The organism is Streptomyces sp. GDS52 (assembly GCF_052246875.1).
Taxonomy (GTDB): Bacteria; Actinomycetota; Actinomycetes; order Streptomycetales; family Streptomycetaceae; genus Streptomyces; species Streptomyces cathayae.
Genome location: NZ_CM125966.1, coordinates 3,911,927 through 3,925,403, shown reverse-complemented (window position 1 = coordinate 3,925,403; position 13,477 = coordinate 3,911,927). Strand labels below are relative to the sequence as shown.

The 13,477-nt window shown below is 71.4% G+C and carries 20 protein-coding genes and 1 pseudogene; 15 read left to right on the top strand and 6 right to left on the bottom strand.

The genetic code is table 11. From position 1 onward, the window contains the following. Positions 1-2 precede the first annotated feature (2 nt). From ACTWJ9_RS17945 to ACTWJ9_RS17935, 3 genes and pseudogenes are all read left to right on the top strand, one after another. Positions 3-164: pseudogene (locus ACTWJ9_RS17945) on the top strand (NmrA family NAD(P)-binding protein); the annotation flags it as partial. A 62-nt stretch (positions 165-226) separates the two neighbouring features. After that, positions 227-616 (top strand): VOC family protein, encoded by a 390-nt coding sequence (locus tag ACTWJ9_RS17940; RefSeq protein WP_443294422.1) that lies wholly within the window; start codon positions 227-229, stop codon positions 614-616. A gap of 247 nt (positions 617-863) precedes the next feature. Next, positions 864-1,388: a hypothetical protein gene (locus ACTWJ9_RS17935; RefSeq protein ID WP_387037497.1), complete on the top strand. Its 525-nt coding sequence runs from the start codon at positions 864-866 to the stop codon at positions 1,386-1,388. A 191-nt stretch (positions 1,389-1,579) separates the two neighbouring features. On the opposite strand, the gene ACTWJ9_RS17930 is transcribed toward ACTWJ9_RS17935, so the two are convergent. After that, on the bottom strand, positions 1,580-2,098 hold the full coding sequence (locus ACTWJ9_RS17930; RefSeq protein ID WP_443295897.1) for an ATP-binding protein: 519 nt from the start codon (positions 2,096-2,098) through the stop codon (positions 1,580-1,582). Positions 2,099-2,279: 181 nt separating this feature from the next. Between ACTWJ9_RS17930 and ACTWJ9_RS17925 the strand changes: the two genes are divergently transcribed. From ACTWJ9_RS17925 to ACTWJ9_RS17905, 5 genes are all read left to right on the top strand, one after another. Beyond that, complete coding sequence (locus ACTWJ9_RS17925) at positions 2,280-3,194, top strand: helix-turn-helix domain-containing protein (RefSeq protein WP_387037518.1); 915 nt, start codon at positions 2,280-2,282, stop codon at positions 3,192-3,194. Beyond that, positions 3,151-3,288, top strand: a complete 138-nt coding sequence (locus tag ACTWJ9_RS17920) for a DUF397 domain-containing protein (RefSeq protein ID WP_387037494.1) — start codon at positions 3,151-3,153, stop codon at positions 3,286-3,288. The genes ACTWJ9_RS17925 and ACTWJ9_RS17920 overlap by 44 nt, the downstream gene beginning before the upstream one ends. Positions 3,289-3,569: 281 nt before the next feature. Beyond that, a complete protein-coding gene (locus tag ACTWJ9_RS17915; RefSeq protein WP_443294421.1) occupies positions 3,570-4,490 on the top strand; it encodes a hypothetical protein in 921 nt (306 codons plus the stop codon). An 86-nt stretch (positions 4,491-4,576) separates the two neighbouring features. Then, entirely contained in the window at positions 4,577-4,942 is a 366-nt protein-coding gene (locus ACTWJ9_RS17910) for a hypothetical protein (protein ID WP_388703242.1), read from the top strand. Continuing rightward, positions 4,939-5,274 (top strand): type II toxin-antitoxin system PemK/MazF family toxin, encoded by a 336-nt coding sequence (locus ACTWJ9_RS17905; protein WP_443294420.1) that lies wholly within the window; start codon positions 4,939-4,941, stop codon positions 5,272-5,274. The genes ACTWJ9_RS17910 and ACTWJ9_RS17905 overlap by 4 nt, the downstream gene beginning before the upstream one ends. A gap of 98 nt (positions 5,275-5,372) precedes the next feature. Here ACTWJ9_RS17905 and ACTWJ9_RS17900 read toward each other — a convergent pair whose 3' ends face one another. Continuing rightward, a complete protein-coding gene (locus tag ACTWJ9_RS17900; RefSeq protein ID WP_387037489.1) occupies positions 5,373-5,891 on the bottom strand; it encodes a hypothetical protein in 519 nt (172 codons plus the stop codon). Beyond that, positions 5,888-6,823, bottom strand: coding sequence for a class I SAM-dependent methyltransferase (locus ACTWJ9_RS17895; protein WP_443294419.1), 936 nt, complete (start codon positions 6,821-6,823; stop codon positions 5,888-5,890). Before ACTWJ9_RS17895 ends, ACTWJ9_RS17900 begins: the two co-directional genes overlap by 4 nt. Positions 6,824-7,094: 271 nt before the next feature. Between ACTWJ9_RS17895 and ACTWJ9_RS17890 the strand changes: the two genes are divergently transcribed. From ACTWJ9_RS17890 to ACTWJ9_RS17865, 6 genes are all read left to right on the top strand, one after another. Continuing rightward, complete coding sequence (locus tag ACTWJ9_RS17890) at positions 7,095-7,397, top strand: DUF6404 family protein (protein ID WP_443294418.1); 303 nt, start codon at positions 7,095-7,097, stop codon at positions 7,395-7,397. A 207-nt stretch (positions 7,398-7,604) separates the two neighbouring features. Next, the gene (locus tag ACTWJ9_RS17885) at positions 7,605-7,949 is read left to right on the top strand and encodes a hypothetical protein (protein ID WP_279335227.1); all 345 of its coding nucleotides are present in this window, start codon (positions 7,605-7,607) and stop codon (positions 7,947-7,949) included. Continuing rightward, complete coding sequence (locus ACTWJ9_RS17880) at positions 7,946-8,302, top strand: hypothetical protein (RefSeq protein ID WP_279335226.1); 357 nt, start codon at positions 7,946-7,948, stop codon at positions 8,300-8,302. The genes ACTWJ9_RS17885 and ACTWJ9_RS17880 overlap by 4 nt, the downstream gene beginning before the upstream one ends. 116 nt (positions 8,303-8,418) lie before the next feature. Next, positions 8,419-9,315, top strand: a complete 897-nt coding sequence (locus ACTWJ9_RS17875; RefSeq protein ID WP_443294417.1) for a phosphorothioated DNA-binding restriction endonuclease — start codon at positions 8,419-8,421, stop codon at positions 9,313-9,315. A 31-nt stretch (positions 9,316-9,346) separates the two neighbouring features. Beyond that, positions 9,347-9,625 (top strand): CopG family transcriptional regulator, encoded by a 279-nt coding sequence (locus tag ACTWJ9_RS17870; protein ID WP_443294416.1) that lies wholly within the window; start codon positions 9,347-9,349, stop codon positions 9,623-9,625. Continuing rightward, positions 9,622-10,044, top strand: a complete 423-nt coding sequence (locus ACTWJ9_RS17865) for a PIN domain-containing protein (RefSeq protein ID WP_279335223.1) — start codon at positions 9,622-9,624, stop codon at positions 10,042-10,044. Before ACTWJ9_RS17870 ends, ACTWJ9_RS17865 begins: the two co-directional genes overlap by 4 nt. 14 nt (positions 10,045-10,058) lie before the next feature. Here the strand turns inward: ACTWJ9_RS17865 and ACTWJ9_RS17860 are convergent, their stop codons facing one another. Then, positions 10,059-10,526, bottom strand: a complete 468-nt coding sequence (locus ACTWJ9_RS17860; RefSeq protein ID WP_384206802.1) for a DUF2000 family protein — start codon at positions 10,524-10,526, stop codon at positions 10,059-10,061. Here ACTWJ9_RS17860 and ACTWJ9_RS17855 point away from each other — a divergent pair. Further along, positions 10,525-11,343, top strand: coding sequence for an AraC family transcriptional regulator (locus ACTWJ9_RS17855; RefSeq protein ID WP_443294415.1), 819 nt, complete (start codon positions 10,525-10,527; stop codon positions 11,341-11,343). The two genes, ACTWJ9_RS17860 and ACTWJ9_RS17855, sit on opposite strands and share 2 nt — an antisense overlap. Before the next feature lie 43 nt (positions 11,344-11,386). On the opposite strand, the gene ACTWJ9_RS17850 is transcribed toward ACTWJ9_RS17855, so the two are convergent. After that, positions 11,387-11,899: a YbjN domain-containing protein gene (locus ACTWJ9_RS17850; RefSeq protein ID WP_443294414.1), complete on the bottom strand. Its 513-nt coding sequence runs from the start codon at positions 11,897-11,899 to the stop codon at positions 11,387-11,389. Continuing rightward, positions 11,892-13,229: a D-inositol-3-phosphate glycosyltransferase gene (gene mshA / locus ACTWJ9_RS17845; RefSeq protein WP_279338008.1), complete on the bottom strand. Its 1,338-nt coding sequence runs from the start codon at positions 13,227-13,229 to the stop codon at positions 11,892-11,894. Before mshA ends, ACTWJ9_RS17850 begins: the two co-directional genes overlap by 8 nt. Positions 13,230-13,477 lie beyond the last annotated feature (248 nt).

The following is a 13,477-nucleotide window of genomic DNA, read 5'->3' as shown; positions in this document are numbered from 1 at the left end:
CCATGACACAGACACAGCAGGCACAGCAGACGCAGCGGACGCAGAAGCTGCTCGTCACCGGTGCCACCGGCACCGTCGGCCGTCAGGTCGTCGCCGAACTGCTCGCCCGCGGCCACGCGGTGCGCGCCCTCACCCGGGACCCGGCACGATCCGCCCGGCCCGCCCGGCCCGTGCCTTCGTCCGGTGGGCCGCGGAGCACGCGGACGCCTTCAGGGCGCAGGGCCGCGTGGCGACCAGGCTGCCGGCCCGGGACCTGGAGCGGGCACGGCGGTTCTCCTCCGAGAAGCTCGGTCTGGAGCCCGTGGACGAGCGGCCGGGCGGACTGCTGTACCGGTGCGGCGGCACGGAGTTCACCGTGTTCCGGTCGGCGGGGGCCTCGTCCGGGGCCTTCACGCAGATGGGGTGGCAGATCGACGACATCGAAGCGGTCGTGGCGGAGCTGAGGCGGCGCGGCGTGGTGTTCGAGGTGGTCGACCTGCCGGGGTTCCGGACGGCGGAGAACGGAATCGCCGAGATCGAGGGGAACTACCCGAGCAAGGGCGCCCGCGGCGAACGCGCCGTCTGGTTCCGCGACAGCGAGGGAAACCTGCTGGGTATCGGCGAACCGGTCGTGTGACCGCGTCCGCAGCGGGCGGGCGGCACCCTCCGGGCCCTCACTCCGGCTGCCGCGAGGAAGACGAGATTCTCCACGGAATTCAACGGGAGTCATTCGGCCAGCTCAATAGAAGTGGTAGGGATCAGTCGGCCGCAAAGAATGGAACGGTACCCCGGAAAAATCCGGACCCGATCGACCAGGGAGTCGTTTCATGCATGCTCGAGACAGATCCATATCGCCTCTTCGCCTTTCGCGGCGCGGGATATTCGTGGGCACCTCGCTGGCCGCAATAGCACTGTTGGGGACGCTGGGTGCCGTACCGACAGCAGCTCAGGGCCTGAGCGACGACCCTGCCGCGACCTCTGTTTCCACCGAGTCGGGCCCCCGCCCCACGAAAAGCCCTGAGCCCGGCAAGGAAAAGGACAACGACAGGCCGGGCCCCGGTGACGGTTGCTTCGAAATCGACACCGTCCGCCAGGAAGGCGGTGGCGGCGGAGCCTTCTACGCGGCGACAAGTGGTGGAGTCGCCTATGTCGGTGACGAGCTCAGCCCTCTCGGATCCATCGACTGGGACGACCTCTCCGATGAGGGAGGAGCCGTACCCAACGGGGCCTGCGGGGTGTCCATCGACGTCGGCCCCACCGGTCAGGGCAGTGACATCGTCATCGACGTGATCACCACGTCCGGCACCGTGCACACCATCACCTGCGATCGCACGGGCTCGGTGATCACTGGCTGCGGCACGTGGGTGGAGCGCGAGGCGCCGACGCCCGGAGCCACGCCGGAGCCGTGAACGGACAGCGTCCCACCTGCGCCGGGACGAACGTGATCGCCCCAGGGACGTGACGGCTCCAGGACTGTTCGCGCCGCGTTCACTCCGGCTCGCTCCATGTACCTGGTCTGCTCTTGGCCACTGGTGAACTCACGGCAGAAGTCGGCGGTTCGGAACCGTCCGCGCCCGCCGGCCCGAAGGCCCCCAGCCGATCACGGCTGGGGGCCGGAGCCGTCGTCGGCGGGCTCCGTCACCCCTCCCCCGAGCGGTGAGACCGGCACCTCCGCCCAGACCGTCTTGCCCACGGCCTCACGGGGCTCCCAGCCCCAGCGCCCGGCCAGCGCGTCCACCAGGAGCAGGCCCCGGCCGGACTCGCCGTCGGGGCACGAGGAGGGCAGAGCCGTCGGCGGCCGTCTCCCGGCGGCGGCGTCGGCGACCTCGATCCGCACCAGGCCCGCAGCCTCATCGAGGACGAGCCGGAGCCGGAAGTCGTGCCCCGGGACGCGGCCGTGCCGCACCGCGTTCGCGACGAGCTCGCCGACGACCAGGGCGACCGTGCACGACACGTCCGAGGCCGACGAGTGCCCCCACTCCTCCATGCATCGCACGGCGAGGCGCCGGGCGAGCCGTGCGCCGCAGGGCGTGGAGGCGAACTGGGCTGTTTTCTCCTGGGTTTGATCGACACCGGTGTCCCTGCCGTACCCGTCACCCGCAGTGGTCGTTCCTGTCAGCACGGTGTGTCCGTCCTTGCCTGTCGAGCCCTGAGACGTCCCGCGATGCGCACGAGTCGTCACGTTCCGTACTCAAGAATCGCGGAATCGCCCTACTCTCGGAAGGTGACGCAGCATTACCTTTCGGTTCGTAAGGGACGGAAGTGACGTCTTGGCCAACGGAATCGACCCCAGCGCCTCCATGGCCGCCCTGTTCGGCTCCCGGGTGCGCAAGCTCCGCACGGCGGCCGGGCTGACCCAGGCCGAACTCGGCGCGAGAACCCACGTGGTGGGATCCCGGATCACTCAGATCGAACGCACCTCGGGAGCGAAACCCACCCTGGAACTGGCACGCGCCCTCGACGCCGCTCTCGGCGCCGACAACCTGCTGGTCGACCTGTGGCCGTACGTGTACCGGGAGGCATTCCCGGACTGGTCACGGAGATTCATGGCGTACTCGGAACAGGCGGTGTTCATCGGGGAGTACGCGTCCCACGTGGTGCCCGGACTCCTGCAGACCGAGGAGTACGCACGGGCCGTTCTGCGGGTCGGCGTCACGCTGAGCAGCGAGGAGCAGTTGGAGGAAAGACTCTCCGCCCGTCTGGGACGGCAGGAGCGGCTCGTCTCGGAGGACAGGCCGGTTCTCTGGGTCATCCTGGACGAGGCGGTGCTGAGACGCCCGGTCGGTGGACATGCCGTGATGCGCGAGCAGTTGGCGCGGCTGCTCGACGCTGCGACGCAGCGTCACATCACCGTCCAGGTGCTGCCCTTCGAGCAAGGAGAGCACGATGCGATGGGCGGCTCGCTGACGGTTCTCACGCTTCCGGACGGCTCGGAGGCCGCCTACACGGAAGGGGCGCACTACGGCCAACTCATCGAGGATCCGGACGAGGTGAGGAAGTTTTCCCTGACCTACGATCGGCTGCGGGCGGCAGCCCTGCCCCCGCTCATGTCGCTCGGCATGATCCGATCCGTGATGGAGGACAACCACCGTGGAGCGAACGTCCCGTCTCGATCAGAACGGCGCCGCCTGGCGCAGGAGCAGCTACAGCAATCAGGAGGGCGGCAACTGCGTGGAGGTGGCCCACGGATTCCCCGGCGTCGTCCCCGTCCGTGACAGCAAGGTCTCGAACGGTCCTGCCCTGTCCTTCGGAGCCAGCTCTTGGGCGGCGTTCATAGGGGAGTTGAAGGCCGACCGGCACCGGATCTGAGTCGGCCAGGTCCCGGTCACGTCGCGTCTTCCCGGCCCGCCGGTTCCTCGTCCGCGAGGGTCCGGTGGGCCACTGACCTCCTGAAAGAACCGGGGGAAAGAACTACCCGCCCACCCACCCTCCCCGGCGAAAAGCCCGCGTCACCCGTCCGGGTGACCGGCTTGCAGGGGCGGGTCACGGGCGGTTACGTTCGCGACACCAACCGCAAACAGAGACGGCCCCCGGCCGGGATTGCCGTCCCGGAACGAGGGCCTGACCGATCAGGAAGAAGCACCTTCCCGATGGCTGACCCGCAGTCTAATGCGCGCCTGCGCGCCGATGCCGGAGCTCCGACCTCCGGCGTGATCCACGTACGCACCCGGCTCACCGCCGACTTCACCGTGATCTCCAACGCCCTCGCCCAACGGCGTGGCAGCGCCGTCACCGTCGGCGTCGCGGTCTACATCCTCTCCCTGCCCACCGGCACCCCCGTCAGCATCGCCGCCCTGTGCGCGCACTTCACCGAGGGCGAGATCCTCATCTCCCGCGCCCTCCGCGAACTGGAAACCGCCGGCTACCTGGAACGCCGCTGCGAACGCATGCCCACCGGCCAGATCCGCACCCGCACGTACTTCTACGACGTCCCCGGCGGCACACCGCAGCCGGACCCGGACGACCCACCCGAGCCGCCCCGGCCCCGGAAGCCCCCCACCGTCCCGCAGGCCACGGCCCTTGCACCGGCCCCGACTCCGGGCCCGGTCCCGGTCCCGGTCCCGCAGGAGGGGGCGCCCGCCCCCAGCCGCGAGGCGACCGAGAGCCCGGCCCCCGCACTCGCCGACGCCGACCCGAAGGCGGTCGCCGTCCTCGCCTCCCTCCGCCGCGTCGATCCGCGCCTGGTCCTGTCCGAACGGGAGGCCGTACGCCTGGCGCCGGCCGTCACCGCGTGGCTGGCGGCCGGGGTCGCCCCCTCCCAGATCACCGCACACCTCACGACACGGCTCCCCGACCACTTCCTGACCCGCCCGGCGGGCATCCTCGCCTTCCGCCTCCGCGAAACCCCCCTGCCCGCACCGCCCCCAGCACCGCTCCCACCGACCCCCGACCGCCCGGCCGTCCTGCCCTTCCAGACCTGCGACGGCTGCGAACGCGCCTTCCGCGCACCACAGCCCGGACACTGCCGGGACTGCCGACGGCACGCGAAGGCTCTCCCCGACGCAGCCTGAGCCGACGACTCAGGGGCGCTTGACCAGCTCGGACACGAGGAGGAGACTGGATGTACTACATTTGTCATACACGAAGGGAGGCAGGAATGACCTCGAAGACCGGGCAGAAGAGCCACACCGCGGGTGCCACGGCCAAAAAGCGCACCTCGACCGCGGCACGGGCCCCCCAGACGCGCCGGAAGCAGGGCGACAGCGGCGCGACCAGCGTGGCCCAGGTGCGGCTGCGCCCGGATGAGATGGCGGACCTGCAGCAGGTGATGCAGACCCTCCAGCTGCACTCACTCTCCGACGCCCTGCGCGAAGGGCTTCGGCTGCTCTCCCGCGAAGCGACCGAGGTCGCCGCCGCTCAGGAGATCCGCGACTTCTACCGCGGCACCCGGGCCCCGACCCCCGAGGGCGTCGCACCCGCCACGGCGGACGAACTGGCGGCAGCGGACGAGACCGAGTGGTGAACACCGGCTCCGCCCTGCGGGGCGAAGTATGGGGGTGTGCCCTCCCCGGCCCCATCGGCCCGCACCCCGTGGTCGTCCTCACGGTGAACCGGATCGCCGAACCGCTGTCGGCGCTGACCGTCGCCGTGATCACCGGAACGCCCGGCCCCGCCTCCACCCACGTCCCGGTCGGTTCCGACTGCGGGGTGACCACGTACGACGAGTCGTACGTGAACTGCACCGACCTGCACACCGTGGACAAGCCGAGGCTGCGACGGCGCCTGGGCCTGCTGGCCCCGAGCGAGCTGCGGCGTGTGGAGGACTGCGTGCGCGTGATCCTGGGTCTGGCGTAGTCACCCACCCACCGCCTCGCGTTCCTCGAAGGAGCAGCACCGCTTGTCGGCCATCGCCGTGACGCTCGGTGGCACCCGTACGGCATCGCCCAGGTTCTCTACCGCACGTGGTGGTACCAGCGTCGGTGCACCGCGGGTTCGACGCACAGTACGGCGGCGCCCGCGATCGTGCCGACCAGCAGGGCGGAACCGCCGCCGCCGTTGAGGACCGCGCCGAGGCAGGCGGCGGCAACGGCGAGCGGGCGCAGCAGGGTCAGCGGGCCGAGGCCGATGACCATCGCGAGGGTGCTGGCGCGGAACGGCAGGGTGAAGTAGGCGGCGAGCGAAAGCAGTACGACGGTGGCGTAGACGGTGAGCGGGAGCAGGTAGCCGAGGCCACCGGCCGTCAGAGTGTCGTAGGTCCGGGCCTGGTCGCGTGTGGTCAGCAGCAGGAGGGCGGCGGTCAGGGTGGGGGCGAGCAACAGGACGGCCCCGACGGCCAGTCCACGCAGGGCTGCTCGGGTGGTGGCCCGTTGTTTGCGGATGCGGGCGTCGCTGCCGGCGTAGGCGCGGAAGCCGCTGCACGCCGCATCGACCAGACCGAGGAGCAGGAGTATGAGCGGTATGGCGGGTGTCATCGGGTGGCCTCGGCAAGGTGCTCCGGGCCGACCATACGGCGTGCGTCCCGCCCGAGGGCTCGGCGAAGCGGCGCCTCCAGGTGCGGGCGCACCCCGATGACCGGGCGCAACGTGGTGCAGAACGGGTTCACCGCACCGCGCGGCTCGTACAGCAGGGCGCGGATGCCGGGTACTTCGGCGGCGCGCAACAGTGTCTCGTCGCTGTGCGCGCGCCGTGCGGAGACGACACCGTCGTGGCGGCCGAGCGGGTTGCGCATCCGGGCACGGTGGAAGATCCAGGCGCCGAGGGGCGCGAGACGGGTCGCGGCGATGTCGAAGTGGCAGAAGGCGTGCGCCGCTGAGGCGGCCTGGGCCTGGAAGAACTCGTCCAGGGCGGGACCACGGAAATGGTGCAGCACGCCGGTGGAGACGTAGACGGTCGCGGCCTCCGGCAGGCCGAAGGCGTTTCCGCGGACGAAACGGCAGTCGAGTCCCTCTTCCCGGGCGAGGCGGTCCGCCTCGCCGACCAGCGTGGCGTCGAGGTCCACCCCGACCAACTCGACGTCCGAGCCGAGAGCGTTGGTCGTCGCCAGCCAGCGGACCAGGTAGCCCAGGCCGCAACCGACGTCGACCAGACGGTACGGACCGGGCTGCCCGGTGGCCGACCGAATCGCGGTGAAGAGCGGGCCGAGCAGGTGGACCAGCCGTTCGCCGGTCCGCAGTTCCTCGTTCAGGCGCTGGAGCTCGGTGTGCACGCTGACGAGCAGGCGGTCCACGGCGTGCGGGTCGAGTACGCCGTCCTGGTCCGTGGGCAGCCCGGCGACGATCCGGGCCGCGTGTTCGTCTCCGCTCTCGCGGAGCTGCCGGATCACCTCGGCGCGCCGGACCGGGAGCCGGTGGCCGCTGTGTGGATCCACCGCCGTGATCAGGTCGGAAATCTCAAGCTGGTGCACGGGACAGAACCCTATGGTCCTCCCTGCCGAGCCCGGCGGGCCGGCTGCCCCTGCCGTGGCGTGCCGACCACATCCCGTATTCCTTCGGTACCGGTGCTGTTCGAGACCCGTGCACATTTCGATGCACTCACCGAAGACGGCAGGGGAGTCGCCGGTGGAGGCCCGGCGAGTCACCGGTGGCTTCACGGCACGTAAGAAAAGCCGAAAAGCCTTTGCCCTGCCATGAGTTGGCGAACAAGGGAACGGCGATCGGCCGTCCTATTCTTCTGCCATGGCGAAGCAGCGGCGGTCTATGGCTGAAGCGTTCTGGGCTCTGGACCGGGTCCTGGGTGGGCAGCAGCCTCCGACCCGGCTCCAGCAATGGGTGGCCCGTCACCCGGTCGGGGCCGGTCTCTGCATGGCCGTCCCCTTCACGCTCCTCTTCTGGCTGACAGCGCCCGAGGGAGAGCCCGATTCTCTTCTGTTCGCCGTGATCTTCGGACTGCTGATGGGACTCCTCTTCGGGCTCACGGCTGTCTTGGAGCGGCTCCGGCAGCGTCGTCTCAGGCGTCTGGGCATATGGGACGGCTCTTGAGCAGGCGGTGATCCGCCGGAGGTGAGGGGTGGTCGGCGCTGTCGGGGGCCGGAAGGCCACGGCATGGTCTCTTTGCCGTACCGGGCAGGTACGTGGGCCCGAGCGAGCGGTCATCATGACGGATGATCATTCCGGTCGGGCTGTCGATCACGCCGGTCACGGCCCTGCCCGGGAGCGCGTGAGGCGGTGGAGCAGATGATCGAACCCATGGCAGAGCCGGCGGACACGGCCCTGGGCGTGTTGATGCTGGTCGTGGCGGCGGGTTGCACCTGGCTGGGATGGACGTCCCTGCGTCGGCCCCGGAAGGCTCCGGTGAGCGTGCAGGGGCCCAGGTGGCTCGTCCGCGCCTGGGGCCTCGGCTACCTGGTGCTGGGGGTGAGTCTTACCGCGCAAGAGGTGGGCCGGACAGCCGGTGAGGAACCGGCCTGGCCGTTGATTCTGATCCGCTGGATCGCCGGTCCGCTGGTGCTCTTCCCCCTGGTGGCCGGGACGGTCCGGCGGTGGCGGGAGCGCCGCGCCGGCCGGGTGGCGAACGAGGGGCGGCGGGTGTGAACCGGCGCGTCTCCTGGGGCGAGGCCCTGCTCGTGGCCCTGGCCTGCTGGGTGATCAGCGGCCTGGGGTATGCCGTGTTCGCCGCCCTGGAGGACCCGGGCCTCACGGTCGCGCCCCTCCTGGGCCTGGGCCTCGTCCAGTGGTTCTGGACGCGCCACCGTGTCTGGCCGGCCGCGGTCGCGGCGGGCCTCACCGGGTTCGTCGTCCTGTTCGGGGCCGTCGACCTCCTGCGCCCGGACTGGGGCCGGTACGTCGGTGACGCACTGGCCACCGGACTCGGCGCGACGGCGGCCCTGGTCGTCTTCACCCTGACGTGCCGCATCCGCACACGGACCGGCAGCCGAAACCACTGAGCCTGACCGGGTGGGGACGTCCCGTTCACCCACGGGGCCGGCCGGAGCACCTCGGCACCGCACGTACTCGACATACGATCCGGCCGCCCGCCGGACCGCCGTTACGATCACGGCCCATGGACTGGGCAGAGCGTGCGGCGGAGTTGAGGCAGTGGAGCAGGGGCGGGGTCCGGGCCCCGCACAAACCGTTGCTCCTGCTGTACGCTCTCGGCCGGTTTCAGGAGGACGCCGACGGCGAGTTGGCCTACAGCGCGGTCGAGGAGGACCTGAAGCGGCTGCTGGCCGAGTACGGGCCGCCCCGGCCGACCACGCCCGCCTATCCGTTCCACCACCTGGTCGGTGACGGGGTGTGGGAGGTGCGGAGTGATCGCGGGGCCGGTAGCCCAGGTACCGGGGTGCGGGAGTTGCGGGCGACGCACGCCGCCGGGCGGCTCGTGCCGGAGTTGCGGGTGGCGTTGCGGCGGGAGCCGTCGCTGCTCGGCCGGATGGCACGGGTGCTGCTCGACGCCAACTTCCCGCCCTCGCTGCACGGCGAACTGTGCGAGGCCGTCGGCCTGGAGCTGGAGCCCGCGGAGGCGACCCGCCTCACGGCCGTCCGGCGGCAGCGGGACCGCCGGATGCGGGAGCTGGTGCTGACCGCCTACGAGCACCGGTGCGCCTTCTGCGGTTACGACGGCCGGATCGGGAGCGTGCCCGTGGGGCTGGAGGCGGCGCATGTGCGCTGGTGGGCGTTCGACGGTCCGGACGACGTCGACAACGGGCTGTGCCTGTGCGCGCTGCACCACAAGCTCTTCGACAAGGGTGTCCTCGGCGTCGGCGACCAGCACCGCATCCTGGTCTCGCAGCGTTTCGTCGGGCACGGCGACGCGGCCCGCGCGCAGGTCACCGAACTCTCCGGACGGCCCCTCGTCGGCCCGCAGCCGGGAACCGCCCCCGTCGCGGCACCGCACCGCGCCTGGCACCTCACACAGGTCTTCCAGGGCGACCCGCGTCCGGCTGCCGCAACCTGGTAAGCACACCGACACCACGAGTATGGTCTTCTGTATGGCTACCAAGAAAGTGACCGTGACGATCCCCGAGGACCTCCTGGAGGAGATCCGCGGGGAAGCCGCCGAGCGCGGACTGTCCGCGTACATCGCCGATGCACTGCGCCTCAAGCAGGACCGTGACCGGCTCCGGGAACTGGCCGACTGGCTCCAGGAGGAGCACGGCCCGGTCACGGACGAGGAGCACGCGGCCGCACTCGCGGAACTGGAGGACCTCGACGCCGAGCACGAACAGCGCCGCAGGGTCCACAGCTCTCACGCGGGAGAGGCCGCGTGAGGAAGGGGAGCAGTGGGCGCGGGCGGCCGCTCCGGGTCTTCGTGCTCGACTGCGAGGCCCTGTCCCTGGCCGTACGGGGCGATCGGGGGATGATCGCCCGGCTCGACCTCGCGGCCCAGGGCGAAGCGGAGGTGGTGACCTCCCCGATGACGCTGATCGAGGCGTACGACGGCAGAACGACCGAGCAGCGCTGGGACTGGGTGCTCTCGCGGCTCAAGGTCGTGGAGATCGGCAGGGACGAGGCGCGACAGGCCCGTCGGCTCCTGGCCGACGCGCGGCTGCACGGCCACAAGTACGCGATCGACGCGGTACTCGCGGTGGTCGCGCGTCAACAGAAGGGGCAGGTCACGGTCTTCACATCGGACGTGGACGACGTGGAGAAGCTGGTCCCGGACACGGTCGTCGTCAAGAAGGTGTGATCCGTCCGCACCGCTCACGGGTGCATCCGGGCGCCCTTCAGGGCCTTGTCCACCGCGTTCCTCGGGCCGTGGACCGCCAGGCCGACCAGGTCCAGGTCGGGGGTGCCGACGGCGCGGACCGCCGCGCGGTTGGCCTCGTCGTGGCCCGTGGAGAAGAGGTCCGAGGTGAACAGCGCACGCGGCAGGGCGCGGGAGAGGGCGCGGGTGTGCGCCGCCTTCAGGGTCTCCTTGGTGCCCTCGAAGACCAGCACCGGCTGGCGGAACATCGGCAGGTAGGACACCTGGTCCGCGTCCTCGTAGGGTTCCCCGATCACCTCGGGGACCTGGGTGCCCAGGCCGCTGACCAGGAAGGCGGTGACGTTGAGGCGCTGCCAGGTCTCCAGGTCCTCGCGCAGCAGGACGGCGATCTTCGTGTCGAAGCGTGTGCTCATGCCTCGAGACTGCCGATCGGCGTACGTCCCCGTCTTGTACGTTGTTTGCATGGCCGCAGAGCACGCCGGGCGTCCCGAGCGGACCGTCTCCGCCTGGCGGCCCCGGGTCCCGGGCGTCGTGGAGGTCTTCCACGCCCGTTTCACCGAGTACGCCTACCCGATGCACGTCCACGACGCCTGGACGCTGCTGATCGTCGACGACGGCGCCGTGCGGTACGACCTGGACCGGCACGAGCACGGCACCCCGCACGACACCGTGTCCCTGCTGCCGCCGCACGTCCCGCACAACGGCGCCGCCGCCACCCCGGACGGCTTCCGCAAGCGGGTGCTCTACCTCGACGGCACCCACCTCGGGGACGATCTGATCGGGGCCGCCGTCGACCGGCCCGACCTGCGTGATCCGCTGCTGCGGCGGCGCGTCGGGCAGGTGCACACGGCGCTCGTGGGGCCCGGCGACGAACTGGAGGCGGAGAGCAGGCTGACGCTCGTCGGGGAGCGGCTGCGGGCCCATCTGCGGTCCCGGGACGATGCCGCGCGGGCGCCCCGGCGGGACCCCGTCCTCGCTTGCCGACTGCGGGAGTTGCTCGACGCGCGGGTCGTGGAGGGGATCGGCCTGGCGGAGGCCGCGGGGCTGCTGTCCGCGCATCCCGCGCATCTCGTCCGGGCGTTCAGCGGCGCCTACGGCATCGCGCCGCACCAGTACCTGACGTCCCGCCGGGTGGGCCGGGCCCGCCGGCTGCTGCTCGACGGAGAGCTGCCGAGCGAGGTCGCGGTGGCCACCGGTTTCTACGACCAGGCCCACCTCACCCGGCATTTCCGGAAGTTGGTCGGTGTCACACCGGGCCGTTACCGCGCGGGAGGCCGGTAGCCCTACGGCGACCTGCGCTGCCCTGCACCGACCTGCGCGGTCCCTACCCGTCCGAGGGGCGCTCGATGAGCCGGGTGAACGCGTCCAGGTTGCGCGTCGACTCCCCGCGCGACACCCGCCAGGCGTGCTCCTTGCGGATCGCGGTGGCGAAACCCAGCTCCAGCAGGGTGTTGAAGCTGCCGTCGGCGGCCTCCAGGACCTGACCGAACAGCCGGTCGACCTCGTCCGGGGTCACGGCGGGCAGCGGGAAGCGGCCGGTGACGTAGATGTCGCCGAGCGGGTCCACGGCGTAACCCACGCCGTACAGCTTGAGGTTGCGCTCCAGGAGCCAGCGGTGGACGGCTGCCTCGTTCTCGTCGGGGTGCCGGATGACGAAGGCGTTGAGGGAGAGCGAGTGCCGGCCGACGATGAGGGAGACCGTCGTGGACAGTTTGCGGGTGCCGGGGAGTTTCACCACGTAGGTGCCGGCCTCGGGGCTCTCCCAGTCGAGTCCGGCGTCCTTGAGGACGCCCTCGACGACCTGTGCCGCCGCCTGCTGCTGTTCCGCTTCAGCCATGCTGGGAGCGTACGTGACGGCGGTGGGCCTGCGTCGCGGCCGTGTAGACGTCGGCCGTGGCGGCGGCCGACCTGTCCCAGCCGAAGGACTGCGCGTGCCGGGCGGCGGCCTCGCCCATCCGGTCGGCGAGGTCGGGCCGGTCGGCGAACTCGAGCAGGACGCGCGCGTAGGCCTCGGGGTCGTGCCCCTGGACGAGGAAGCCGGTGTGTCCGTCCCGTACGGCCACCGGCAGTCCGCCGACCGAGGCGGCGAGCACCGGGGTGCCGGCGGCCTGCGCCTCTATGGCGACCAGGCCGAAGGACTCGCTGTAGGAGGGCATGACGAGGACGGACGCGGCCCGGAACCAGTCCGCGAGCTGTTCCTGCCCGACCGGCGGACAGAACCGTACGACGTCGGCGATGCCCAGGCGGGCGGCGAGTTTCTGCAGCCCCTCGGGCTTGGCGAGGCCGCTGCCGCTGGGGCCGCCGACCACGGGGACGCAGAGCCGGGAGCGCAGTTCGGGGCGTTCGGCGAGCAGCGCGGCGACCGCGCGGAGCAGCACGTCGGGGGCTTTCAGCGGCTGGATGCGGCCCGCGAAGAGCGGGATCAGGGCGTCCTGGGGCAGGCCCAGGCGGGCGCGGGCGGCGGCCCGTCCGTCGGCCTGGCGGAAGCGGGACAGGTTGACGCCGGGGTGGACGACGGCGACCTTGTCCGGGTCGGCCGCGTAGTGCTGTACGAGTTCCTCGGCCTCTCCGGCGGTGTTGGCGATCAGCCGGTCCGCGGCGGCCACTATCTGGGTCTCGCCGATGACCCGGGCGGCCGGCTCGGGTGTGTCGCCGGCGGCGAGGTTGGCGTTCTTGACCTTGGCCATGGTGTGCATGGCGTGCACCAGGGGGACGCCCCAGCGCTGGGCGGCGAGCCAGCCGACGTGGCCGGAGAGCCAGTAGTGGGAGTGGACCAGGTCGTAGTACCCGGGCCGGTGGCCGGCCCACGCCTGCATCACCCCGTGCGTGAAGGCGCACAGCTGGGCGGGCAGCTCCTCCTTGGCCAGGCCCTCGTAGGGGCCGGCGTCGACGTGCCGGACGAGGACGCCGGGCGCGAGCTCGACGGAGGGCGGGAGGGCGGCGGTGGTCGCGCGCGTGAAGATCTCGACCTCGATGTTGATCGCGGCGAGGCACTGCGCGAGTTCCACGATGTAGACGTTCATGCCGCCGGCGTCACCGGTTCCCGGCTGGTGCAGCGGGGACGTGTGCACGGAGAGCATCGCCACGCGGCGGGGCCTGCGGTGCAGCCGCAGCCGCGGGGGTACGGCGGGGGAGCGCCGCCCGAGCCTGGCGATGTACTGGCTCACGTGGCGTTCCTCCTCGTTGCGGGCCTGACGTTCGGGCATGGCTTTTGGGGGCGTGCGGGCCCTCCAGCTCCCCAACACCAAAGGGGCCCGCTCCCATTTCCGGGCGGCCTCTCCGGATCGGGTCTTTGCCGAATCATTACCGGCGATCGCTCAACCGTTCGAGTGCCGGGCGCGTGGGCGCGGGAGCCGTCGCCCACGGGTCCTCCCCGGCCGGTTCCGGCCGGGGCCGGCCGCCCGCATACCCTCGT

Excerpts from the sequence above, each read along its gene's own strand:
- ACTWJ9_RS17925 (WP_387037518.1), top strand. The coding sequence starts at position 2,280 with ATGGCCGCCCTGTTCGGCTCCCGGGTGCGCAAGCTCCGCACGGCGGCC.
- ACTWJ9_RS17915 (WP_443294421.1), top strand. The coding sequence starts at position 3,570 with ATGGCTGACCCGCAGTCTAATGCGCGCCTGCGCGCCGATGCCGGAGCT.
- ACTWJ9_RS17910 (WP_388703242.1), top strand. The coding sequence starts at position 4,577 with ATGACCTCGAAGACCGGGCAGAAGAGCCACACCGCGGGTGCCACGGCC.
- ACTWJ9_RS17900 (WP_387037489.1), bottom strand. The coding sequence starts at position 5,891 with ATGACACCCGCCATACCGCTCATACTCCTGCTCCTCGGTCTGGTCGAT.
- ACTWJ9_RS17890 (WP_443294418.1), top strand. The coding sequence starts at position 7,095 with ATGGCGAAGCAGCGGCGGTCTATGGCTGAAGCGTTCTGGGCTCTGGAC.
- ACTWJ9_RS17885 (WP_279335227.1), top strand. The coding sequence starts at position 7,605 with ATGGCAGAGCCGGCGGACACGGCCCTGGGCGTGTTGATGCTGGTCGTG.
- ACTWJ9_RS17875 (WP_443294417.1), top strand. The coding sequence starts at position 8,419 with ATGGACTGGGCAGAGCGTGCGGCGGAGTTGAGGCAGTGGAGCAGGGGC.
- ACTWJ9_RS17870 (WP_443294416.1), top strand. The coding sequence starts at position 9,347 with ATGGCTACCAAGAAAGTGACCGTGACGATCCCCGAGGACCTCCTGGAG.
- ACTWJ9_RS17855 (WP_443294415.1), top strand. The coding sequence starts at position 10,525 with ATGGCCGCAGAGCACGCCGGGCGTCCCGAGCGGACCGTCTCCGCCTGG.
- ACTWJ9_RS17860 (WP_384206802.1), bottom strand. The coding sequence starts at position 10,526 with ATGCAAACAACGTACAAGACGGGGACGTACGCCGATCGGCAGTCTCGA.
- ACTWJ9_RS17850 (WP_443294414.1), bottom strand. The coding sequence starts at position 11,899 with ATGGCTGAAGCGGAACAGCAGCAGGCGGCGGCACAGGTCGTCGAGGGC.